Below are 23,352 nucleotides of genomic sequence, written 5' to 3'. Positions count from 1 at the left end.
TTCGTGGTGTGCTTGGAAGTAATGACTGGAATAAATTTTGCTCTGAGATGTGATCGCCACGCTTGCCGTGGCGTCATTACTGGCTCAATTTAGCGGCATCGTCCCGGAAGACCCCAGCCTTCATGTCATCGACCTCCTTCAAGCAGTCCATGCGGCGCCTTTGGGCACTGGATAAATTCAGTTACAGCGTACGGGTATTCATCGCCCTGACCGGCAGCATGGCGCTGTGCTGGTACCAGAATGAAATGGCGCTGCTGATCCCGTTGTTCCTGGGGATTATCGCCAGCGCCCTGGCCGAGACCGATGACAACTGGCAAGGCCGGCTCAACGCCCTGGCCGTGACACTGGTGTGTTTCAGCACTGCGGCACTGTCCGTCGAACTGCTCTTCCCCTATCCCTGGATCTTCGCGATCTTCCTGGCTCTTTCCAGCTTCGGCCTGACCATGCTCGGTGCGCTGGGCGAGCGTTATGGGGCGATCGCTTCGGCCACCCTGATTCTGTCGGTCTACACCATGATCGGCGTGGACCAGCGCGGGGGTGCGGTCACGGACTTCTGGCATGAACCCTTGCTGCTGGTGGCCGGTGCCGCGTGGTATGGCGCGCTGTCGGTGCTGTGGCAGGTGCTGTTTTCCAACCAGCCAGTGCAGCAGAGCCTGGCGCGGTTGTTTCGTGAGCTGGGACGCTACCTCAAGCTCAAGTCGTCGCTGTTCGAACCGATCCGCCAGCTGGATGTGGAAGCACGACGCCTGGAACTGGCGCAGCAAAACGGCCGGGTGGTGGCAGCACTGAACGCGGCCAAAGAGATCATCCTGCACCGGGTCGGCAATGGCCGCCCGGGCTCCAAGGTCAGCCGCTACCTCAAGCTGTATTTCCTGGCCCAGGACATCCACGAACGCGCCAGCTCCTCGCACTACCCTTACAACGCACTCGCCGACGCCTTCTTCCACAGCGACGTGCTGTTCCGCTGCCAGCGCCTGCTGCGCCAGCAAGGCAAAGCCTGCCAGACCCTCGCCGAATCGATCCAGCTGCGCCAGCCCTTCGTCTATGACGACAGCTTCGCCGAAGCCCTGGGCGACCTGAATGCCTCCCTGGAACACCTGCGCATTCAGAGCAACCCGGCCTGGCGCGGCCTGCTGCGCTCCCTGCGTGCCCTGGCCGCCAACCTGTCGACCCTGGACCGCCTGCTCGGCGACGCCGCCAACCCCGACAGCCTGGCCGATGCCACCGACAGCAGCCTGCTGGATCGAGCCCCGCGCAACCTCAAGGAGATGTGGACCCGCCTGCGCACGCAACTGACGCCAACCTCCTTGCTGTTCCGCCACGCCCTGCGCCTGCCCCTGGCACTGAGCATCGGCTATTGGATGGTGCACTTGATTCACCCGTCCCAGGGCTACTGGATCATCCTCACCACCCTGTTCGTGTGCCAGCCGAACTACGGCGCCACCCGGCGCAAGCTGGGCCAGCGGATCATCGGCACCGCCATCGGCCTGACCATCGCCTGGGCGCTGTTCGACCTGTTCCCCAACCCGCTGATCCAGTCGATGTTCGCCATCGCCGCCGGCCTGGTGTTCTTTATCAACCGCACCACGCGCTACACCCTGGCGACCGCTGCGATCACGCTGATGGTGCTGTTCTGCTTCAATCAGGTGGGCGACGGCTACGGGCTGTTCCTGCCACGCTTGTTCGATACCTTGCTCGGCAGCCTGATCGCCGGGCTGGCGGTGTTCCTGTTCCTGCCGGACTGGCAGGGCCGACGCCTGAACAAAGTGCTGGCCAACACCCTGACCTGCAACAGCATCTACCTGCGCCAGATCATGCAGCAGTACGCCGCGGGCAAAAGCGACGACCTGGCTTACCGCCTGGCCCGGCGCAATGCCCACAACGCCGACGCCGCGCTGTCCACCACCCTGGCGAATATGCTGATGGAGCCGGGGCATTTCCGTAAGGAGGCGGATGTGGGGTTCAGGTTCCTGGTGCTGTCCCACACACTGCTCAGCTACCTGTCGGGGCTGGGTGCGCACCGGGAAACCCAATTGCCGGCGGAGGTGCGCGAGCACTTGATCGAAGGCGCCGGGAAGACGCTGGCGGCGAGTATCGACGAGATCGCCACGGGGCTGGCCAACAAGCAACCGATCGCGATTCAGAGTGATGCGGAAGAAGCCTTGGCGGTGGACCTGGAGCAGATGCCGGATGAGATTGATGAAGGGCAGCGGCTGGTGCAGACGCAACTGGCGTTGATCTGCCGGCAGTTGGGGCCGTTGCGCACACTGGCGGCTCACCTGATCAAAGACACCAGCGAAGCCTGAACCCCTTTCGCGAGCAAGCCCGCTCCCACATTCGACCGAGTTCCACCTTTGGAATGCGGTCGAATGTGGGAGGGGCGGTGCGACGATTCGACTTGCTCGCGAAGGGGCCATTAGCCCCACTACATCCCATGCTGCTTCATCAACCGCGCATAGCTACCATCCGCCTTCATCCTGGCGATCTCCCGATCAAACCCGGCGACAATCTGCTCATGCTGCGGATTTTTCAGGCTGACCAAAATGTGCAGGCTGTTCTCGCTCAGCGGCATCGGCAAAAACTCCACCGCATTACGCACGGTAGCGGACTCCCGCGCCAGGTAGTAGCGGGCGACGAATTCATCCTCCACCGTCAGCCGCACCCGCTGCGCCGCCAGCATGCGTACGGCCATGGCGAAGTTATGCACAGGGACTTTCTGCAATTGCGGATCAGCGTCGAACGCCGCGGAATAGGCATAGCCGCGCACCACTGCGATGGGATAGTCGTGGAGTTGTTGCAGGTTCTGGTACTCAATGGCGTCATCCCGACGCTTTAGAAACAGCACCCGATTGAGCAAGTACTCACCGGAAAACTGCCCCAACTGAGTACGCGCATCGTCGTACCAGGCGTTGACCAGCACGTCGTAACGCCCATCGCCCACGCCCATCAGCGCTCGGGCCCAGGGCACCTGTTCAAAGTCACTGGCATAGCCGGCGCGGGCCAGGGCGGTGGTGACGATGTCGGTGGCCAACCCCCCATTGATCAGGGTGGCATCGGTAAACGGCGGCCAGGCATCCGCCACCAGGCGCAAGCGTTCTGCCGCCGCCGTCTGGGCCAGCAACAACAAACCGATCAAAGCAACGGCACGAGAAAATCGCGGCATGCTCAAGTCCTTGGCGGGCGTTCTATGGCCTGACCTCAGGGTTGAACCCGAGGGTTTAACAGTAGCTCATCAATGAGCCTGCACTGCAGATTACACAAAGACAGCAGCGGCGCATGCACAGAATGATGGCAAATTGATCTCACTCACAAAAAAGCCGCAATTTAGACACTCGCCTCCCACGCGCTTACTATCCTGACCAGACAATTAGCCGAGAGAACACCATGACAGTCGAATGGGTCTGCAAACACCACAGTGACTTGGGCAAGGAGCAGCTGTACGCCATTTTGCGCCTGCGCTCGGAGGTCTTCGTTGTCGAGCAGAAATGCGTGTACCAAGACATCGATGGCCAGGACCTGGACGGCGACACCCATCACCTGATGGCCTGGAGCGACGGTCAATTGCAGGCCTACCTGCGCCTGCTTGATCCTGAATCCCAGGGCGGCGATGTGGTGATCGGCCGGGTGATCGTCGCACCGAGTGCGCGGGGCACCGGGCTGGGGCACGAGATGATGGATGAGGCTCTCAGGCAGGCGGAGAAACAGTGGCCCGACGTGCCGATCTATCTGTCGGCCCAGGCGCATTTGCAGGGGTATTACGGGCGGTACGGGTTTGTGGTGGCGGGTGAGGAATACCTTGAGGATGACATTCCACATATAGGCATGCGCAGGGCATGACGGCCTCTTCGCGAGCAAGCCCGCTCCCACATTTGACCGAGTCCCACCTTTGGAATGCGGTCGAATGTGGGAGCGGCCTTGCTCGCGAAGGCGTCAGCCCGGTCACCACAAACCTTCAGGGGTACCCCAACACCTGTTTAATGCTCGCCAGGTTCGCCTCGATCCAGCGCGGCTCGATCGCGCCCCAACTGTGAATCCGAAAGCGCCCGGCATGGTTGCGGGCGCCGTCTTCCTGCTCAAACTCACACACAATGTCCAAATCCGCCAACGCCGCAATCGTGTCCTGGGCAGTGCGCCGGGGCATGCCCGTGACTTCGGTCAGGGCCGGGACGCTGCTGGCCAGCTGGCTGTCGATCAGATACGCCACATACAAGCGCCGGTAGAAGCTGCTTTTGGTCTTGCTCACATCCATGCTCGATCGCCTTTGAAGGTTAGGGCTTGCCCTGCATGTCCCGCCAGGTCAGGTATACCCGCAGGTCGAATTCCACCTGATGGTAGCCCGGCAGCATGTATTCACAGAGTTTGTAGAACGCCTTGTTGTGGTCCGATTCCTTGAAGTGCGCCAGTTCGTGTACCACGATCATGCGCAGAAACTCCGGCGCGGCTTCCTTGAACAGCGAGGCGATGCGGATTTCTTTCTTCGATTTGAGGTTGCCGCCCTGCACCCGGGAGATGGTGGTGTGCAGGCCGAGGGCGCGGTGGGTCAGGTCCAGGCGGTTATCGAACAGCACTTTGTCGATGGCCGGGGCGTTGCGCAGGTGTTCCTGCTTCAAGGCCTGGGCGTAGTTGTACAGCGCTTTGTCGCTCTGCACCCCGTGCCGCTCGGGGTAGCGCTGGGTCAGGTAGTCCCCGAGTTGGTCCTTGGCAATCAACTGACGCACTTGCTCCTGCAATGCTGGGGGGTAGGCCTGGAGGTATTTCAGCGCGGTCATGAGGTCAACAACGGGTATTTGAATGGCCGCCAGTGTAGCGAATTCAGCGGGACGCTGCGCGCAGGTGCCAGTTGGCGACTTCGTCCGCTATCAACGGGGCCGCCACCTGCGGCCCCTGGATGAACTGGCAACCGTTGGCCTTGAGCCATTCGACTTGCTCCTGTGTCTCGACGCCCTCGGCAATCACCAGCAGATCGAAGTGCCGGCACAGTTCGATAATGCTCCGCGCCATCGCCGCGTCCCGGGATGAGCCCGGCAGGCGAGCGACCAGCTTCGGGTCGAGCTTGAGGGTGTCGAATTCCAGGTCCCGCAGGTGCGCCAGGGAACAGTTCCCGGCGCCGAAATCATCCAGCGCAATCCGCACACCGGCCTGGCGCAACAGCTTGAGCTGCTTGGTGGACTCATCCAGGTTGTGCATCAGGCTTTCTTCGCTGATCTCCACCTCAAGCTGCCGGCCCTGCAGCCCATGTCGATCCAGCACCTGCTGCAGCTGGCTGGCGAGGTTCGGCATATTGAACTGGCTGCTGCTCAAACTCACGCTCAGCACCAACTCGTCGCCGAACACCGACTTCCATGCCTGCCGCTGGGCGGCCACCTGCTGGTAGATCCAGGTGCTCAATTGGCTGATCAGCCGCGCCTCTTCCAGCAACGGCAAAAACAGCCCCGGCGGCACATCGCCAACGCTCGGATGCTGCCAGCGCAGCAGCGCCTCGACACCCCGCAGCTGGCCGTCGTGCAACGACACCTGCGGCTGGTACACCAGGGTGAAATCCTTGCTGTCGATGGCGCTGCGCACACTGTCCTCGAGCATCAAGCGCGAGCGGGCGCGGCCGTTCATTTCCTGGTCGTAATAGCGATATTGCTGACGTCCGGCGCGCTTGGCTTCGTACATGGCGACGTCCGCCGCGCGCAGCAGGCCGTTGAGGTCCGAGCCGCAGTCCGGGAACGTGGCAATACCGATACTGACCCCGAGCATCACATCCAAACCGTCAACCTGCTGACAGATCGACACCCGTTCGATCAGTTTTTCCGCAATTTTGGCCGCCTGCTCCGGGAACTCCAGCTCCAACAGCGCGGTGAATTCATCCCCGCCCATGCGTCCAAGAATGTCATAAGAACGAAGGCACGCTTTCAACTGCTCCGCGACCCAGCGCAGCACCCGGTCACCGGCGTCGTGGCCCAGGGAATCATTGACCCGCTTGAACCCGTCGAGGTCCAGGTACAGCAGCACCAGCGACTGTTCGTTACGCTCACTGCGCAGGAGCACATTCTCCACGGACTGGTGAAACCCGCGCCGATTGAGCAAGCCGGTCAGCGGGTCGGTCACCGCCTGGAACTCCAGTTGCTGATGCAGATGGCGCACCTCGGACATGTCCAGCACCGTCACCACCATGGCTTTCTGCTCGGCCGGCAGCGGCGCACACGACATCGCCACCGGCAGCTGCTGGCCGGGCACGGTGCGCAAAATCGCGTCGTGCAGGCGCCAGGTTTCGCCGCGTTTGTAACCTTCGTACAAAGCCGAGTCAGACCAGGCGGGCACGTGGGGCTTTTGCAAAAAATCGAGGAACTCGGCGCCCTGTAGCTCGGCAACCGGCGCATTCAGCAGCCGCGAAATCGCCGGGTTGGCGTAGCTGATCACACCGTCCTCGCCCACCACCAGGATGCCTTCGGCGGCATTGTCCAGCACCGAGGCATTGAAGGCACGGGCGGATTCAAGGTCGTGGCTCAGCCGCTGCAAGGCCCGGCGATTGCGCTGGTGCTCCAGCAGGGCCTGGACCTTGGGCTTGAGGATATTGGGATCGAAGGGTTTCAGCAGGTAGTCGATTGCGCCGCTGGCATACCCTTCCAGCATCGCCGCCGGCGACTGGGCGTGGGCGCTGAGAAAGATGATCGGGGTCAGTTGCGTGCGCTGGCTGCCCCGCATCAGCCGAGCCACCTCGAACCCGTCCATACCGGGCATCATTACATCGAGCAGCACCAGGTCGACGTCATGCTCTAGCAGCAATTCCAAGGCTTCAACCCCGGATGCTGCCGTCACCACATGCCAGTCTTCACGCTGCAATAGCGCACGCATGCTGATCAGGTTTTCGGGATAGTCATCGACCACCAGAAGCACTGAACAACCATCGCGGGGCTTGATTGGAGCGCATTCCATTGCTGCTTCTCTTTCGTCGGCGTCATTCCGGTCATTTTTGCGACAAAACCGGATAAACAATAAGGGCTCACTCTAGCCTTGGATCCGATAAAGCAGAAGCCACGACGGTGCCATCATTGCGCCAAACTCCAGACAACCGACTAACGGTCAGTGTCTACAGCCCGCGGTTTACGGGAAACATGGCTTTTTGACATTTGATTGGCGCCAACAATCCGCCACAAAATCATTAACAATCCATTTCGAGCCACCTATAAAGAAAGTGCCGGCTCCCGAGCCAAGGCCTTCTCTCCCCGTTAAAGGCGTATTCAATGATTGATCTGTCCACCTGGAACCTGAGCATCCCCGTCGGCTCCCCGCCCTCGACCATCGACACCCCGAAACTGCTCAGCGGGTTCAAGGACCAATACTTCCAGGCCGAAGGCAGCAGCGTGCAATTCTGGACCCCGGTCACCGGCACGCGTACCGAAAACGCGGTTTACCCCCGCAGCGAACTGCGTGAAACCTACTCCGACGGCCGCCTGCGCAACTGGCTCTACAGCGACGCCGACAATTTCCTGCGTGCCACGTTGGCGGTCAACAAGGTGCCGTCGTCCGGCAAGGTGGTGATCGGTCAAATCCACGCCTACGAAAGCCAGAAGCCACTGATCAAGGTCGAGTACCAATACAAGGAAAAAACCCAGACCGGCAACATCGTCGCCAAGGTGCGCATGCGCCCCGACGAGTCAGAAGGCCGGGTGATCATCGTTGCCGAGAACGTACCGCTGGACCGCGACTTCACCTACGTCATCCACCTGAACAAGGCTGGCCTGCTGAGCGTCGACGCGGCCAACGGGCAGTGGAACGAACGCATCGGTGCTGCGTGGGGCAAACAGCCGCTGTACTTCAAGGCCGGTGCCTACGTGCAGGACAACAGCGGCAACAGCAAGGAAGGCGCCCGGGTGACGTTTGCCAAGCTGGATATTGATCACGACTGAAGCTGATTCGCTTCAGCGACCGGTCCCACGACGCTTTAGGACAGAACCGCGACCCAGGGTCTCGACTTTCTTGTAGGACAATCCGAGTATGGCGCCGCGCACGCGCACTACCCCCTATAAGAAAGTCATGGAGACTGCCCAATGCCCTTTTCCCGCACCCTGCTCGCCCTCTCTATGGGCATGGCTCTGCTGCAAAACCCGGCCTTCGCCGCCCCGCCTCTCTCGATGGCCGACGGGGTGGCCCAGGTCAATATCCAGGACAGCAACGCCTGGGTCGAAATCAACAAAGTCGCCTTCGAAAACAACATCCGCACCCTGCAAGCCAGCCTCGCCGACAAATCGAAAATCTGCGCCGTGCTCAAGGCGGATGCCTACGGTCACGGCATCGGTTTACTGATGCCTTCGGTGATCAAATTGGGCGTACCCTGCGTCGGCATCGCCAGCAACGAAGAAGCCCGCGTGGTCCGTGAAAGCGGCTTCAAGGGCCAACTGATCCGCGTACGCACCGCCGCCCTGAGCGAGCTGGAAGCTGCGTTGCCGTATAACGTCGAAGAGCTGGTGGGCAATCTGGACTTCGCCGTGCGCGCCAGCCTGATCGCCGAAAACCACGGCCGCCCGCTGGTCGTGCACCTGGGCCTGAACTCCAGCGGTATGAGCCGCAACGGCGTGGAAATGACCACCGCCCAAGGCCGCCGCGACGCCGTAGCCATTACCAAGGTGCCGAACCTGCAGGTGACGGCGATCATGACCCACTTCGCCGTTGAAGATGCCGCCGACGTGCGCACCGGGCTCAAGGCGTTCAACGAACAAGCCAACTGGCTGATCAACGTCGCCCAGCTCGACCGCAGCAAAATCACCCTGCACGCCGCCAACTCCTTCGCCACCCTGGAAGTGCCCGAGTCACGGCTGGACATGGTTCGTCCGGGCGGCCTGCTGTTTGGCGATACCGTGCCGTCGTTCACCGAATACAAGCGCGTGATGCAGTTCAAATCCCACGTGGCGTCGGTCAACAGCTACCCGAAGGGCAACACCGTGGGCTACGACCGCACCTACACCCTGGCGCGGGATTCGAAACTGGCGAACATCACCGTCGGTTATTCCGACGGCTATCGCCGGGCGTTTACCAACAAAGGCGTGGTGCTGATCAACGGGCACCGGGTGCCGGTGGTGGGCAAGGTGTCGATGAACACGCTGATGGTAGATGTCACCGACGTGCCGACCGTTAAGAGCGGCGATGAGGTGGTGTTGTTCGGCAAGCAGGGCGCGGTGGAGACCAGCCAGGCGGAGGTTGAAGACATCAACGGTGCGTTGCTGGCGGATCTGTATACGGTTTGGGGCAATTCCAATCCTAAGGTGTTGGTGGATAAATAAGCTGCATCACTGCTTACTGTAGGAGCGAGCTTGCTCGCGAAAAACCCGAGACCGCCGCGCTTCATCCGGCTTCCCGCGTTATCGTTCGCGACCTTCGCGAGCAAGCTCGCTCCTACAGATGGCCGGTTGCAGCGGTTGGACTCGGCGCTTATAGTTCGCCCCGTCGCCAGCAGTGATTGGCGATAGGGTTTCGCAGCCCTACAGAGTTAATACCGTACCCGTCAAAATACGACATAGGCAGTCCTGCCAATGCTCGGTTTTTTATGGCGGTTGTACGTGGGAGACCTTCGGGTCTGCCGGGTCTTAACTCCTCGGTCTGCGAACCCGCGTACAACTGCCACCCCATTTGTTTCGCAGCAAACGGTGGCTAATCTTCTCTTGAGTTAAGGATTTGCCATGAAGCCACAACTCCCACCCCGCCGTTTCACCCCTTGCACCGAAACAGCCACCGAATACCCCGTGCTATTGATCGACAGCGATGCACCACTCACGGACCTGCACGCCTGCCTGCGTGAACGCCTCAACGCCGCCCTCGAACACCTCAACCTGATGGCCTGCTCCAGCCTGCCCGATTTTGCGGAGCGTGACCTGAACCACGTAGCCAACACCGCCCGCATCCTGGTGCAGGACGTAAGCGACGTATTCCGCGTCATCGAACACCGCAGCTTCGACACACCCACAGCCGCCTGATCAAATTTCAGCCACAAAAAAGCCCGCATCGCTGCGGGCTTCTTCATTAACGCATAAGGCTTAGTTCACCTTGGCGTTCAACTCACCTTTCAGGTAACGCTGGTACATCGCTTCCAGGGAGATCGGCTTGATCTTCGAAGCATTACCCGCAGTACCGAAAGCTTCATAACGCGCGATACACACGTCACGCATGGCCGTCACGGTAGCGCCGAAGAATTTACGTGGGTCAAATTCGCTCGGGTTGGTGGCCATCAGGCGACGCATCGCACCGGTGGAGGCCAGGCGCAGGTCGGTGTCGATGTTGACCTTACGTACGCCGTACTTGATGCCTTCAACGATTTCTTCAACCGGCACGCCGTAGGTTTCTTTGATGTCGCCGCCGTACTGGTTGATGATCGCCAGCCACTCTTGCGGTACCGAGGAAGAACCGTGCATCACCAGGTGGGTGTTCGGGATGCGCTTGTGGATTTCCTTGATGCGGTCGATGGCCAACACGTCGCCGGTAGGTGGCTTGGTGAATTTGTAGGCGCCGTGGCTGGTGCCGATGGCGATGGCCAGGGCGTCAACTTGGGTTTTCTTGACGAAGTCAGCGGCTTCTTCCGGATCGGTCAGCATTTGGCTGTGATCCAGTACGCCTTCGGCGCCGATGCCGTCTTCTTCACCGGCCATGCCGGTTTCCAGGGAACCCAGGCAGCCCAGCTCGCCTTCAACCGAAACACCGCAGGCGTGAGCCATGGCCACGGTTTGCTGGGTGACGCGGACGTTGTATTCGTAGTCGGTCGGGGTCTTGCCGTCTTCGCCCAGGGAACCGTCCATCATGACCGAGCTGAAGCCCAGTTGGATGGAGCGCTGGCACACGTCAGGGCTGGTGCCGTGGTCCTGGTGCATGCACACCGGGATGTGCGGGAATTCTTCGATCGCGGCGAGGATCAGGTGACGCAGGAACGGAGCACCGGCGTATTTGCGCGCGCCGGCCGAAGCCTGGACGATCACTGGAGAGTCAGTCTTGTCAGCGGCTTCCATGATGGCGCGCATCTGCTCAAGGTTGTTGACGTTGAAGGCTGGAACGCCATAGCCGAATTCGGCTGCGTGGTCCAACATCTGGCGCATGCTGATAAGTGCCATTGTGAGTCTCTCTCCCGGTCGAGGGTCGTTAATCGTGCAAGCCTGCCGTAGCGGCGGCTGCTATTCAAGTTATTGAAGGTCAGGCTTTCAAAGCCTGCCTTGCTTAATCGTTAAATCAGTATTTCGGTGCGGCTGATGGCCCCTTCGCAGGCAAGCCAGCTCCTACATCGCTTTACAGCCACGCCCGATCAAATCGTCGGTGGCAACCCAGTAAACCAGGCCTTCCTCACCCTTTGTGTGAAACGCCAACTGGCCGTCGCTGTACAGCACGCCCGAAGCCGCCACTTCCTGCTTGAGGCGGTACACCTGGTCTGAGCCGCCGAGGCGTACATCCACCTGGGTGCGGGCCTGGTCGGCAAAGCGCCAGTTGACTTGCGCCTGGCTGTCACACGTCCAGGTGGTCCACTTGTCTACCGGCTCTGCCTTCTTTTCGAACATGTTCAGGTTGGTGCATCCGGCCAATAACGCCAGTGCTGCCAGGGCGAAAACGCCTTTCATTGCCAATCCTCAAGCGGCGACCTGCGGCCACCGCTGCTGTCGGTTAGTGAATCAGACCCGTCAAGGGCAACCCTGTTCCTGACCGTTGGGCGCAGAGTCGTATTTCTCCAACCCGTCCGGCCCGATGCGCTTGCTGATCACCGGCATGGTTTCGGCTTGCCAGTCAGCCTGATAGCAACTCTTGCGCGGGTCAGCCCCGGGCTTTTCAGACTCGGGCGCCGCTTTAGGCGTGCTGCCGCAGCCGGCCAATACGCCCGCTGCTATTACCAGTGCCAACGACTTGATCATCGGAATGCTCCTTTTCCTCAGCAAGTGCTTCAGCCCTTCGCTCGGCTTTCCAGCACTTCGACAGCCGGCAGTACCTTGCCTTCGACGAATTCGAGGAATGCACCACCACCGGTAGAAATGTAGGAGATCTGGTCAGCAACGCCATATTTATCGATGGCTGCCAGGGTGTCGCCACCACCGGCGATGGAGAATGCCGAGCTTTCAGCGATCGCATGGGCCAGCACTTTGGTGCCGTTGCCGAACTGGTCGAACTCAAACACACCAACCGGGCCGTTCCACAGGATGGTCTGGGACGACTTCAGCAGTTCAGCGAAGTTGGCGGCAGTTTGCGGGCCGATATCCAGGATCATGTCGTCGGCGGCCACATCAGCGATCAGCTTGACGGTGGCTTCGGCGCTTTCAGCGAATTCCTTGGCCACGACTACGTCCACCGGCAGCGGCACGCTGACCTTGGCGGCGATGGCGCGGGCGGTGTCCAGCAGGTCCGGCTCGTACAGCGATTTGCCCACCGGGTGACCGGCAGCCGCCAGGAAGGTGTTGGCAATGCCGCCGCCGACGATCAACTGGTTGCAGATCTGGCTCAGGCTGTTCAACACGTCGAGCTTGGTGGAGACCTTGGAGCCGGCAACGATGGCGGCCATCGGTTGGGCCGGAGCACCCAGCGCCTTGCCCAGTGCATCCAGCTCAGCCGCCAGCAACGGGCCAGCTGCAGCAACTTTGGCGAACTTGGCCACGCCGTGGGTCGAACCCTCGGCACGGTGAGCGGTACCGAAGGCGTCCATCACGAACACGTCGCACAGGGCAGCGTATTGCTGGGCCAGTTCGTCGCTGTTCTTTTTCTCGCCCTTGTTGAAGCGCACGTTTTCGAACAGCACGATGTCGCCGGCCTTCACGTCCACGCCGTTCAGGTAGTCGGCAACCAGCGGCACGTCGCGGCCCAGGGCCTTGCTCAGGTACTCGGCCACAGGCTTGAGGCTGTTTTCTGCCGAGAACTCACCTTCGGTCGGGCGACCCAGGTGGGAGCAGACCATCACGGCCGCGCCTTTTTCCAGGGCCAGCTTGATGGTCGGCAGCGAGGCCAGGATTCGCGCATCGCTGGTGACAACACCGTCCTTGACTGGGACGTTGAGGTCTTCGCGGATCAGTACGCGCTTACCTTGCAGATCGAGGTCGGTCATCTTCAACACGGTCATGGGTGGCAATTCCTGAGAGCTAAAGTTGTGGAGAGGCTGTTTGCAGATAGTGCTCTGCAACGTCCAGCATACGGTTGGCAAAACCCCATTCGTTGTCGAACCACGCCAGGATGTTCACCAGCCGTGGGCCGGAAACGCGGGTCTGGCTGGCATCGACGATGGCCGAATGCGGGTCATGGTTGAAATCACAGCTGGCGTGGGGCAACTCGGTGTAGGCCAACAGGCCTTTGAGCGGGCCGCTGGTGGCGGCGTCGCGCAGGATCCGGTTGACCTCGCCGGCGTCGGTGTCGCTGACGGTTTGCATGGTGATGTCCAGGCAAGACACATTCACCGTCGGTACCCGTACGGCTTTGGCCTGGATTCGCCCGGCAAGTTCCGGCAACAGTCGCTCGATACCGCGCGCCAGCCCGGTGGACACCGGAATCACTGACTGAAACGCCGAACGCGTGCGACGCAGGTCCTCATGGTGGTAGGCATCGATCACCGGCTGATCGTTCATCGCCGAGTGAATGGTGGTGATCGACACGTATTCCAGGCCGATCGCCTGGTCCAACAGGCGCAACAGCGGCACGCCGCAGTTGGTGGTGCAGGAGGCGTTGGACACCAGCAGTTCGGCGCCGGTCAGGCAATCCTGGTTCACGCCATAGACGATGGTGGCGTCGACATCCGCCTCGCTGGCCATCGGCTGGGAGAACAGGACCCGCGGCGCGCCGGCGTCGAGAAACCGCTGGCCGTCGGCACGGGTGTGGTAAGCACCGGAGCATTCCAACACCAGGTCGACGTCCAGCGCCGCCCAGTCGATGCCCTCGGGGGTGGCACTGCGCAACACCTTCACGCAGTTGCCATTAATATGCAGACAGTCGTCTTCAACCCGCACTTCGCCGGGGAACCGGCCGTGAGTGGAGTCAAAGCGTGTCAGGTATTCGATGCTGGCCATGTCAGCCAGATCGTTGATCGCAACAATTTCAAACCCGGCAGCCGCCCCTCGCTCGAACAGAGCACGCAAGACGCAACGACCAATCCGGCCGTAGCCGTTGAGTGCAACTTTGTAGGGACGCGGTTGAGGCATGGGGTTCTCGCATTGTGGGCGACACAAACCATTGTAGGAGCGAGCTTGCTCGCGAAGAACCCGAGAGCGCCGCGTTAAACCAGAAACGCTGCGTTATCGTTGACGATCTTCGCGAGCAAGCTCGCTCCTACAGTGGATGCGGCAACCAAAGGGTCACCGCGTTCGAGCTTTTAGTCTTCCAGCAGCTCTTCAGCCTGACCCAGGATGTTTTCCAGGGTGAAGCCGAACTCTTCGAACAACGCTGGCGCCGGCGCCGACTCACCGTAGGTGGTCATGCCGATCACGCGGCCTTCCAGGCCCACGTACTTGTACCAGTAGTCGGCGTGAGCCGCTTCGATGGCGATACGCGCGCTGACCTGCAACGGCAACACCGATTGCTTGTAGTCCGCATCCTGGGCTTCGAAGACGCTGGTGCACGGCATGGAAACCACGCGCACATTGCGACCGTCTGCCGTCAGCTTGTCGTAAGCCTGAACCGCCAGGCCCACTTCGGAACCGGTGGAGATCAGGATCAGCTCCGGCTCGCCGATGCAGTCTTTCAGCACGTAGCCACCACGGCTGATGCCTTCGATCTGCGCAGCGTCGCGCGTTTGGTGCTGCAGGTTCTGACGGGAGAAGATCAGCGCCGAAGGGCCGTCTTTACGCTCGATTGCGTGCTTCCAGGCCACAGCCGATTCGACTGCGTCCGACGGGCGCCAGGTGTCCAGGTTCGGCGTGGTGCGCAGGCTGGTCAGTTGCTCGACCGGCTGGTGCGTCGGGCCGTCTTCGCCCAGGCCGATGGAGTCGTGGGTGTAGACGAAGATCACACGCTTCTTCATCAGCGACGCCATGCGTACTGCGTTGCGGGCGTATTCCATGAACATCAGGAAGGTCGCGCCGTAAGGCACCAGGCCGCCGTGCAGGGCGACGCCGTTCATGATGGCGCTCATGCCGAATTCGCGCACGCCGTAGTACATGTAGTTGCCGCTGGCGTCTTCCGCCGAGACACCTTTGCAACCTTTCCACAGGGTCAGGTTGGAACCGGCCAGGTCAGCCGAACCGCCGAGGAACTCAGGCAGCAGCGGGCCGAACGCGTTCAGGGTGTTCTGGCTGGCTTTGCGGCTGGCGATGGTTTCGCCCTTGGCAGCCACTTCGGCGATGTAGGCCGAGGCTTTTTCCGAGAAGTCGGCAGGCAGGTCACCCGCGAGGCGGCGTACCAGTTCGTTGGCCAGCTCAGGGAATTCAGCGGAGTAGGCAGCAAAACGCTGGTCCCACTCGGCTTCGACAGCCAGACCGGCTTCCTTGGCGTCCCACTCGGCGTAGATGTCAGCCGGGATTTCGAACGGGCCGTGGTTCCACTTCAGCGCAGCGCGGGTCAGGGCGATTTCCGCGTCACCCAGTGGGGCGCCGTGGCAGTCTTCTTTACCTTGCTTGTTCGGCGAACCGAAGCCGATGGTGGTCTTGCAGCAGATCAGGGTCGGTTGCTCGCTCTTGCGGGCGGTCTCGATGGCGGTCTTGATCTCTTCAGGATCGTGGCCGTCGACGTTGCGGATCACCTGCCAGTTGTAGGCTTCGAAACGCTTTGGCGTGTCGTCGGTGAACCAGCCTTCGACTTCGCCGTCGATGGAGATGCCGTTGTCATCGTAGAAGGCAATCAGCTTGCCCAGGCCCAGGGTACCGGCCAGGGAAGCGACTTCGTGGGAAATGCCTTCCATCATGCAGCCATCACCCAGGAACACGTAGGTGTGGTGGTCGACAACGTTGTGGTTTGGACGGTTGAACTGTGCGCCCAACACTTTTTCAGCCAGGGCAAAACCCACGGCGTTGGCCAGGCCCTGGCCGAGTGGACCGGTGGTGGTCTCGACGCCAGGGGTGTAGCCGTATTCCGGGTGGCCCGGGGTGCGGCTGTGGATCTGGCGGAAGTTTTTCAGGTCGTCGATGGTGACGTCGTAGCCGGTCAGGTGCAGCAACGAGTAGATCAGCATCGAGCCGTGGCCGTTGGACAGAATGAACCGGTCACGGTCGGCGAACGACGGGTTGCTCGGGTTGTGTTTCAGGTAGTCACGCCAAAGTACCTCGGCGATATCCGCCATGCCCATCGGGGCACCGGGATGGCCGCTGTTGGCTTTTTGCACGGCATCCATGCTGAGGGCACGAATGGCGTTGGCACGCTCACGACGGCTGGGCATCGCTGATCTCCTGGAGGTTGAATAAAAGAAACGGAAAAAAGGATCGGCATTTTCCCTCAGCCACGGCCCTCGGGGCAATGACAGATAGTCACTTGGGGGCGTTTTTCCTGCCGATTGGCTGGAGAAACCGCCCCCCGCTTCGTCTATGGGTTATAGCGGCTGCTTATAACCACCGATTATCGACCAATATCAAAACTTTTTGATATTGGCCTTGCGGGGTTTTCCCACCGTCTCTAGACTGCTGGCCTTATGAACTTAAGCGCATCTTCCATTCGCCCCGACGACAGCGACGAGCTGGCAGCCCTGTGCAAGGCCGGCGGCGACCCGTTGCGCCTGAATGTATTGCGCGCGCTGACCAACGATTCGTTCGGGGTATTGGAACTGGCGCAGATCTTCGCCATCGGCCAGTCCGGCATGAGCCACCACTTGAAGGTGCTGGCCCAGGCCGACCTGGTGGCAACCCGCCGCGAAGGCAATGCGATTTTTTACCGTCGTGCCCTGCCCCACACCGAACAGTTGGGCGGCAGGCTGCACGCTGCGCTGCTGGAAGAAATAGACAGCCTGGCCCTGCCGGCTGATGTGCAGTCGCGCATCAGCCAGGTGCACGGGCAACGCGCTGCGGCCAGCCAGGACTTTTTCTCACGGGTAGCCGAGAAGTTTCGCGCCCAGCAGGACCTGATCGCCGGCTTGGCGCAATACCGCGAAAGCGTGTTGGCACTTTTGGACAAGCTGAGCTTCAGTGATGAGGCAACGGCGGTTGAAGTGGGCCCCGGCGATGGTGGTTTTTTGCCGGAGCTGGCGCGTCGCTTTCATCAGGTCACGGCGCTGGACAACAGCCCGGCGATGCTGGAATTGGCCCGCCAATTGTGTGAGCGCGAGGCGCTGGGCAATGTCCACCTGCAGTTGGCGGACGCCCTGAATGACACCAGCCTGCGGGCCGATTGCGTGGTGCTGAACATGGTCCTGCACCATTTCGCAGCCCCGGCAGAAGCCCTCAAGCAGATGGCGAATTTGCTGCAACCAGGCGGCAGCCTGTTGGTCACAGATTTATGCAGCCACAACCAGAGCTGGGCCAGGGAGGCCTGCGGTGATCTCTGGCTGGGTTTTGAACAGGACGATCTGGCCCGTTGGGCCACCGCTGCGGGACTCGTTCCCGGGGAAAGCCTCTATGTAGGTTTACGTAATGGTTTCCAGATTCAGGTCCGCCATTTTCAGCGGCCGGCTGGCGACACTCACCATCGGTAAATATCAGGAAAACATCGAGATGAGCGAATACTCCCTTTTCACCTCCGAGTCCGTGTCTGAAGGGCATCCGGACAAAATCGCCGACCAGATCTCTGACGCGGTGCTGGACGCCATCATTGCTGAAGACAAGTTCGCCCGAGTGGCGTGCGAGACTCTGGTGAAAACGGGCGTGGCGATCATCGCCGGCGAAGTCACCACCTCTGCCTGGGTAGACCTGGAGCAGATCGTTCGTGACGTGATCATCGACATTGGCTACAACAGCTCCGACGTCGGCTTCGACGGCGCGACCTGCGGCGTGATGAACATCATCGGCAAGCAGTCCCCGGACATCAACCAGGGTGTCGACCGTGCCAAGCCTGAAGATCAGGGCGCCGGCGACCAAGGCCTGATGTTCGGCTACGCCAGCAACGAAACCGACGTGCTGATGCCAGCACCGATCACCTTCTCCCACCAGTTGGTGAAGCGCCAGGCCGAAGCCCGTAAATCGGGTGTGTTGCCATGGCTGCGCCCGGACGCCAAGTCCCAGGTGACCTGCCGTTATGAAGGCGGCAAAGTCGTCGCCATCGACGCGGTTGTACTGTCGACCCAGCACAACCCGGACGTGTCCTACAGCGACCTGCGCGAAGGCGTCATGGAGCTGATCGTCAAGCACGTACTGCCTGCCGAACTGCTGACCAAAGACACCCAGTTTCACATCAACCCGACTGGCCAATTCATCATCGGTGGTCCGGTAGGCGACTGCGGCCTGACCGGTCGCAAGATCATCGTCGACAGCTACGGCGGCATGGCCCGTCACGGCGGCGGCGCGTTCTCCGGCAAGGATCCATCCAAGGTTGACCGTTCGGCTGCCTACGCCGGGCGTTATGTGGCCAAGAACATCGTGGCTGCCGGCCTGGCCGAGCGTTGCGAGATCCAGGTGTCCTACGCCATCGGTGTGGCCCAGCCTACGTCGATCTCGCTGAACACCTTCGGTACCGGCAAGATCAGCGACGACAAGATCGTCAAGCTGGTGCGTGAAATCTTCGACCTGCGTCCTTACGCAATCACCACCATGCTCGACCTGCTGCACCCGATGTACCAGGAAACCGCGGCCTACGGCCACTTCGGTCGCACCCCTGAGCAGAAGACTGTCGGCAACGACACCTTCACCACGTTCACCTGGGAAAAGACCGACCGCGCCAACGACCTGCGCACTGCCGCCGGCCTGTAATCGCCTTACGGTGAACACAAAACCCTGCCGGGCTATCCCGGCAGGGTTTTTTATTGCCGGATGATTTGCGGGCGACAATCACTTTTTTGGATCCAATGCTTGCAGGCTAAATGATGGCCCACTAGAATCCGCGCCCTCCCGGGCCTTCACCTCTTATTGGATATTGCACTGCGCCTGCCCGGGACCGATAAGCGCGCAGGCAATCGTACATTGAGGTTTTCCATGCGCATTTCCACACTCGCCCCTGCCGCCCTTCTGCTCAGCCTGTTTGCCCTGCCGGCGCACGCCGACTTGAGCGCACTCAGCGGCCTGACTTCCCAACTGGGCGTGTCTTCCGGCGATTGCGAAAAACAGGGCACAGACCTGCAGGCCAAGGTCGACGCGGCCAAAGCCAATGGCGAAGAATTGAAAGTGAAGGCCATGCAGGCCGCTCTGGATCAAGTAAACAAAGGTTGCAAAAAAGTCGGCGAGTCCCAGGCCAAGCTCGATGCCAGCCAACAAAAGCAGCAGGCCAAGGCGGACAGCAACGACACCGTGAAAGCGTTGGGTGGTCTGTTCAAGTAAGCCGAAACATCGGGTAAAAAGCCTCGCGGTTGCGGGGCTTTTTTATGCCCGCCGGGATGGCTTAGTCTGGGCGCCCTTTCAGAGCAAGGATGCTCATGATGATGCTGCCTATGCGCTTGCTGTTCTTCTTTTTACTCAGTCTCTCGCCGCTGATTGCGTGGGCGCGGGAGTGTCCCGACTGGGAGGCCGATCACGCCCGGGCCCAGATCGCCGACTTGGCGCAGCAAGTCCGCTTGTGGGATGACAGCTATCATCGACTCGGCCAGTCATTGATCAGCGATGAGCTCTATGACCAGGCCCGCCAGCGCCTTGGCCTATGGCGCAGTTGCTTCGCCTCCTCCGCGCCGACCACGGACAATCCGCTGGCCAGCGCACGAGGCACCATCGCTCACCCGACACCACACACCGGCCTGGAAAAACTGCTGGACGACAATGCCGTTCAAACCTGGCTGAGCACTCGCCAGGACGTATGGATTCAGCCCAAGGTCGATGGCGTCGCCGTCACGCTGGTTTACCGCAAGGGCCGACTGAGCCGGGTCATCAGTCGTGGCGATGGCCGGCTGGGCCAGGATTGGTCAGCCTCCGCCCGCAGGATTCCCGGGATCGTCCAGCAACTGCCCGAGCCCGTAGACCTGTTGTTGCAAGGCGAACTCTATTGGCGACTGGATGATCACGTGCAGGCCGCCGAAGGTGGCCTCGGCGCCCGCAGTAAAGTCGCCGGGCTGATGAATCGCCGGCAGTTGAGCGAAGCCGAAGCCGCCAATATTGGGCTGTTTGTGTGGGCTTGGCCCCAAGGCCCCGATGATTTTTCCGAACGGCTGAGCCAGCTTGCGAAATGGGGCTTCAATGACAGCGAGCGCTATAGCCATCCGATCAAGGACATCGCCGAAGCAGCGCACTGGCGCAGCTACTGGTACAGCCACCCACTGCCCTTCGCCAGCGATGGCGTGGTGTTGCATCAGGGCCAGCGAGCGCCGGCCAAGCGCTGGAGGGTCAGTTCGCCCTATTGGGCGGTTGCCTGGAAATACCCGGTAGTCAAAGCGCTGGCCCATGTGCGCAAGGTGCATTTCAAGATTGGGCGCACCGGGCGCATCACCTCCATCCTGGAACTGGAGCCGGTACTGCTTGATGACCGGAAAATCAGCCGGGTCAGCGTTGGCTCCCTGAAACGCTGGCGGGAACTGGATATTCGCCCTGGCGACCAGGTGTCCATCAGCCTTGCCGGCCAGGTCATTCCGCGCCTTGACCACGTCGTGCTGCGTAGCCAGCCACGGGTCGAGTTGCAGATCCCCCAGGCCAACAACTTTCATCCCCTGAGTTGCTGGGAACTGGCCCCGGGCTGTGAGGAACAATTGCTCGCGCGCCTGACCTGGCTGAGCGGCGCCCAGGGGCTGGCCCTGCCACATATTGGCCGTGAAACCTGGAACACTTTGATTCAGGCCGGTCTAATCGCCGGGCTGCTCGATTGGTTAACCCTGGATGAGGCAGAGCTTGCTAACATTGATGGCTTAGGTGAACGCAGCAGTGCACGTTTACTCGACAGCTTGCGCGGCGCCCGGCAACGCCCGTTCGCGCAATGGCTGATGGCCCTGGGAGTACCGCCCACGGCCCGCAACAATCTACAAGGCGGCTGGCAAACCCTGGCCGCCAAAGACACTCAAGCCTGGCTGGCCGAAGATGGCATAGGCCCGGGCCGCGCGGCGCAACTGAGCGCTTTTTTTCGCGACCCGCAGGTGCAGGCCTTGAGTGAAACATTACGGGCTGCCGGGATAGATGGTTTTTGACCTCTGCCCGACAGCATTAACCGGTGCCGGCAGAATTCATCCTGCCCACCTGATTGCGACCTTGTTTCCTTTGGAGCCTTTATGAAGTTTCTCGCACCTTTTGCCTTGTTGACCGTCGCAACCTTTATGGCCACACCACTGCTGGCGGCCGAGGAAACCCCGCAGCTCACCGGCTGCGCCGCCAAGCGCCAGGCCATCAGCACCCAGATCGAACAAGCCAAGGCCCACGGCAACAGCGAGCAGCAAGCCGGCCTGGAAAAAGCCTTGAGTGAAGTCACTGCCAATTGCACCGACGCTTCTTTGAAAAAGGAGCGCGAAAACAAGGTGCTCGACGCCAAGCACGAAGTCAGCCGGCGTCAGGCCGACCTCGACAAGGCGATGAAAAAGGGTGATTCCGACAAGATCAACAAGCGCAAGGACAAGCTGGCCCAGTCACGCAAGGACTTGCAGGAAGCCCTGGACGATCTGGACAAGTAAGACGCCTCAGTGATCGCGGAACTGTTTATGGCACGCGGTGCAGGCATCTTCGACTTTCTGCACGGCCGGCCCCAGGTTACTGGCCCTGTAGGGCTGGACTTGGCTGGCGATCACCAATTCACCGGTGGCCGCTTCAAGGTTGCGGGCCATCTCCTGGAAGCGTGCCTGTTGCTGCCACACGTCGTCCTTGGCGCTGGTGTGGTCTCCTTCACGCACGCTCGGGAAATGTTTCCACGGTTCATGGGACAACGCATCAAGCTTGACCGCGCCTTCGGCAAATTTGGCGCCGTCGAACGGAATGCGCCCACGCAGCATGCCGCCCAGGTCTTCGCCGGTCTTGAGCATCTGCTTGAAAATCGCCTTGCGCTGGCCAAGGGGCGAATTCGGATCAACTCCGCCACAGGCGGACAGTGTCAGGCAGGCCAGCAATACAACGGTCAGTCTTTTAAAAGTCATGATGGCTCAAGGTCACGGGAAACGGCGGCCAGTATCCTCGCCCCGCCTGCAAAGACCAATACCCCTATTAATAATAAGGGTTGTTCGAGCGCCAACCCGCGCGGGCAATCGCTTCAGGAATTTTGTGTATGAATACCCGATTTAAACCCTGGAGCCGCCGCCTGGCGTGGGCTCTGCCAATGATCGCGTTGCTGGCCGGTTGCGACACCGGCAAAGATGAAAAAGCCAAGCCCCACGCCATCGCGACCTACACCAGTGCCACCTGGGAAAACTTGCCGACGGTATCGGACAGCGACCTGCAAGCCGGCTTCGAATCCTGGCGCAGTGCCTGCCAACGACTCAAGGCTGATCCAGTGTGGGGCACGACGTGCGCGGCATCGGCCACCGTACCGTCGACCGCAGTGGCGATTCGCGACTTCCTCAAGGCCAACCTTGATGTCTACGGCCTGCGTTCGGCTGACAACAGCCCCAACGGCCTGATCACCGGATACTACGAACCGGTTTACCCCGGCAGCCTCACCGAAACCCCTACCGCCCACGTGCCGGTATTCGGCGTGCCGGATGACCTGATCATCGTCAACCTGGAAAGTATCTACCCGGAACTCAAGGGCAAACGCCTGCGCGGTCGCCTGGAAGGTCGGGTACTCAAACCCTATGACGACGCCAGCGCCATCAACCAGCAAGGCTCCACCGCCAAGCCTATCGCCTGGCTGACCAACCCGATGGACCTGCAATTCCTGCAGATTCAGGGTTCGGGCCGCATCCAACTGGCCGATGGCCGCCAATTGCGTGTCGGTTACGGCGACCAGAACGGCTACCCGTACCGCCCCATCGGCCGCTGGCTGGTTGAGCAAGGTGAGCTGAAAAAAGAAGACGTGACCATGGGCGCCATCGCGGCCTGGGCCAAGGCGCATCCGCAGCGCATTCCTGAATTGCTGGCAAGCAACCCCAGCTACGTGTTCTTCAGCGCCCGCCCCGACAGCAACGAAGGCCCGCGAGGCTCGCTGAACGTGCCGTTGACCGCGGGTTATAGCGTTGCGGTGGATCGCAAGGTGATTCCGCTGGGCAGCCTGTTATGGCTGTCGACTACGCGACCGGATGGCGCACCCATTGCCCGCCCGGTGGCTGCGCAGGATACCGGCGGTGCAATTACCGGCGAAGTGCGCGCCGACCTGTTCTGGGGAACCGGTGATGCCGCTGGTGAGTTGGCGGGCAACATGAAGCAGCAGGGCCAGATCTGGATGCTGTGGCCAAAAGGCGCAGCGCTGCCGAAAGTGCCCGATGCGCCGACAGGCACCTGAAGAACACCAAGGGTC

22 protein-coding genes are annotated in these 23,352 nt (G+C 61.0%); 11 read left to right on the top strand and 11 right to left on the bottom strand.

Annotated elements, in window-relative coordinates:
- Positions 1 to 122: 122 nt before the first annotated feature.
- A complete protein-coding gene (gene yccS / locus SNL23_RS14495) occupies positions 123 to 2,306 on the top strand; it encodes a YccS family putative transporter (protein WP_076017799.1) in 2,184 nt (727 codons plus the stop codon).
- 119 nt (positions 2,307 to 2,425) lie between these two features.
- Here the strand turns inward: yccS and SNL23_RS14490 are convergent, their stop codons facing one another.
- Positions 2,426 to 3,163 carry a substrate-binding periplasmic protein gene (locus SNL23_RS14490; RefSeq protein WP_076017798.1) on the bottom strand — a complete coding sequence of 246 codons (738 nt, stop codon included), beginning with the start codon at positions 3,161 to 3,163 and terminating at the stop codon, positions 2,426 to 2,428.
- Positions 3,164 to 3,384: 221 nt separating this feature from the next.
- On the opposite strand from SNL23_RS14490, the gene SNL23_RS14485 reads away from it, so the two are divergent.
- The gene (locus tag SNL23_RS14485) at positions 3,385 to 3,837 is read left to right on the top strand and encodes a GNAT family N-acetyltransferase (RefSeq protein ID WP_076017797.1); all 453 of its coding nucleotides are present in this window, start codon (positions 3,385 to 3,387) and stop codon (positions 3,835 to 3,837) included.
- Positions 3,838 to 3,952: 115 nt separating this feature from the next.
- Here the strand turns inward: SNL23_RS14485 and SNL23_RS14480 are convergent, their stop codons facing one another.
- Genes SNL23_RS14480 through SNL23_RS14470 form a run of 3 tightly spaced genes read right to left on the bottom strand, consistent with a single transcriptional unit; the run spans position 3,953 to position 6,924 of the window.
- Positions 3,953 to 4,249, bottom strand: a complete 297-nt coding sequence (locus SNL23_RS14480; protein ID WP_318302562.1) for a winged helix-turn-helix domain-containing protein — start codon at positions 4,247 to 4,249, stop codon at positions 3,953 to 3,955.
- Positions 4,250 to 4,268: 19 nt separating this feature from the next.
- Positions 4,269 to 4,769 (bottom strand): M48 metallopeptidase family protein, encoded by a 501-nt coding sequence (locus SNL23_RS14475; RefSeq protein ID WP_076017795.1) that lies wholly within the window; start codon positions 4,767 to 4,769, stop codon positions 4,269 to 4,271.
- 43 nt (positions 4,770 to 4,812) lie between these two features.
- Entirely contained in the window at positions 4,813 to 6,924 is a 2,112-nt protein-coding gene (locus tag SNL23_RS14470) for a putative bifunctional diguanylate cyclase/phosphodiesterase (protein ID WP_318302561.1), read from the bottom strand.
- Between the two features lie 308 nt (positions 6,925 to 7,232).
- Between SNL23_RS14470 and SNL23_RS14465 the strand changes: the two genes are divergently transcribed.
- The 3 genes from SNL23_RS14465 to SNL23_RS14455 all read left to right on the top strand — a co-directional run bounded on the left by SNL23_RS14465 (position 7,233) and on the right by SNL23_RS14455 (position 9,959).
- Positions 7,233 to 7,898, top strand: a complete 666-nt coding sequence (locus SNL23_RS14465; protein WP_076017793.1) for a polysaccharide lyase family 7 protein — start codon at positions 7,233 to 7,235, stop codon at positions 7,896 to 7,898.
- Positions 7,899 to 8,039: 141 nt separating this feature from the next.
- A complete protein-coding gene (gene alr, locus SNL23_RS14460) occupies positions 8,040 to 9,269 on the top strand; it encodes an alanine racemase (RefSeq protein ID WP_318302560.1) in 1,230 nt (409 codons plus the stop codon).
- Between the two features lie 396 nt (positions 9,270 to 9,665).
- On the top strand, positions 9,666 to 9,959 hold the full coding sequence (locus SNL23_RS14455) for a fructose-bisphosphate aldolase (protein WP_167664124.1): 294 nt from the start codon (positions 9,666 to 9,668) through the stop codon (positions 9,957 to 9,959).
- Between the two features lie 60 nt (positions 9,960 to 10,019).
- On the opposite strand, the gene fba is transcribed toward SNL23_RS14455, so the two are convergent.
- The 6 genes from fba to tkt all read right to left on the bottom strand — a co-directional run bounded on the left by fba (position 10,020) and on the right by tkt (position 16,300).
- Entirely contained in the window at positions 10,020 to 11,084 is a 1,065-nt protein-coding gene (fba, locus tag SNL23_RS14450) for a class II fructose-bisphosphate aldolase (protein ID WP_003177554.1), read from the bottom strand.
- Between the two features lie 162 nt (positions 11,085 to 11,246).
- Complete coding sequence (locus SNL23_RS14445) at positions 11,247 to 11,582, bottom strand: MliC family protein (protein WP_076017790.1); 336 nt, start codon at positions 11,580 to 11,582, stop codon at positions 11,247 to 11,249.
- Positions 11,583 to 11,642: 60 nt separating this feature from the next.
- Complete coding sequence (locus SNL23_RS14440; protein WP_076017789.1) at positions 11,643 to 11,870, bottom strand: hypothetical protein; 228 nt, start codon at positions 11,868 to 11,870, stop codon at positions 11,643 to 11,645.
- Between the two features lie 29 nt (positions 11,871 to 11,899).
- Complete coding sequence (locus SNL23_RS14435) at positions 11,900 to 13,063, bottom strand: phosphoglycerate kinase (protein ID WP_102605030.1); 1,164 nt, start codon at positions 13,061 to 13,063, stop codon at positions 11,900 to 11,902.
- 19 nt (positions 13,064 to 13,082) lie between these two features.
- Entirely contained in the window at positions 13,083 to 14,132 is a 1,050-nt protein-coding gene (epd, locus tag SNL23_RS14430; RefSeq protein WP_063026588.1) for an erythrose-4-phosphate dehydrogenase, read from the bottom strand.
- 170 nt (positions 14,133 to 14,302) lie between these two features.
- Complete coding sequence (tkt, locus tag SNL23_RS14425) at positions 14,303 to 16,300, bottom strand: transketolase (protein WP_167664121.1); 1,998 nt, start codon at positions 16,298 to 16,300, stop codon at positions 14,303 to 14,305.
- Between the two features lie 249 nt (positions 16,301 to 16,549).
- Between tkt and SNL23_RS14420 the strand changes: the two genes are divergently transcribed.
- The 5 genes from SNL23_RS14420 to SNL23_RS14400 all read left to right on the top strand — a co-directional run bounded on the left by SNL23_RS14420 (position 16,550) and on the right by SNL23_RS14400 (position 21,580).
- Complete coding sequence (locus tag SNL23_RS14420) at positions 16,550 to 17,545, top strand: ArsR/SmtB family transcription factor (RefSeq protein WP_076017786.1); 996 nt, start codon at positions 16,550 to 16,552, stop codon at positions 17,543 to 17,545.
- 19 nt (positions 17,546 to 17,564) lie between these two features.
- Positions 17,565 to 18,755 (top strand): methionine adenosyltransferase, encoded by a 1,191-nt coding sequence (gene metK, locus SNL23_RS14415; RefSeq protein ID WP_076017785.1) that lies wholly within the window; start codon positions 17,565 to 17,567, stop codon positions 18,753 to 18,755.
- A gap of 222 nt (positions 18,756 to 18,977) precedes the next feature.
- Positions 18,978 to 19,319 carry a hypothetical protein gene (locus SNL23_RS14410; RefSeq protein WP_076017784.1) on the top strand — a complete coding sequence of 114 codons (342 nt, stop codon included), beginning with the start codon at positions 18,978 to 18,980 and terminating at the stop codon, positions 19,317 to 19,319.
- A gap of 110 nt (positions 19,320 to 19,429) precedes the next feature.
- On the top strand, positions 19,430 to 21,103 hold the full coding sequence (gene ligB, locus SNL23_RS14405) for an NAD-dependent DNA ligase LigB (protein ID WP_412104215.1): 1,674 nt from the start codon (positions 19,430 to 19,432) through the stop codon (positions 21,101 to 21,103).
- Between the two features lie 81 nt (positions 21,104 to 21,184).
- Entirely contained in the window at positions 21,185 to 21,580 is a 396-nt protein-coding gene (locus SNL23_RS14400; RefSeq protein WP_076017782.1) for a DUF1090 domain-containing protein, read from the top strand.
- Between the two features lie 6 nt (positions 21,581 to 21,586).
- Here the strand turns inward: SNL23_RS14400 and SNL23_RS14395 are convergent, their stop codons facing one another.
- On the bottom strand, positions 21,587 to 22,036 hold the full coding sequence (locus tag SNL23_RS14395) for a c-type cytochrome (protein WP_318302559.1): 450 nt from the start codon (positions 22,034 to 22,036) through the stop codon (positions 21,587 to 21,589).
- A gap of 128 nt (positions 22,037 to 22,164) precedes the next feature.
- Between SNL23_RS14395 and mltA the strand changes: the two genes are divergently transcribed.
- Positions 22,165 to 23,337, top strand: a complete 1,173-nt coding sequence (mltA, locus tag SNL23_RS14390; RefSeq protein WP_318302558.1) for a murein transglycosylase A — start codon at positions 22,165 to 22,167, stop codon at positions 23,335 to 23,337.
- Positions 23,338 to 23,352: the final 15 nt, after the last annotated feature.

Source organism: Pseudomonas sp. SED1, assembly GCF_034044025.1.
Taxonomy (GTDB): domain Bacteria; phylum Pseudomonadota; class Gammaproteobacteria; order Pseudomonadales; family Pseudomonadaceae; genus Aquipseudomonas.
The sequence above is the reverse complement of the archived record's forward strand: the minus strand, read 5'-3'. Positions and strand labels throughout refer to the sequence as shown.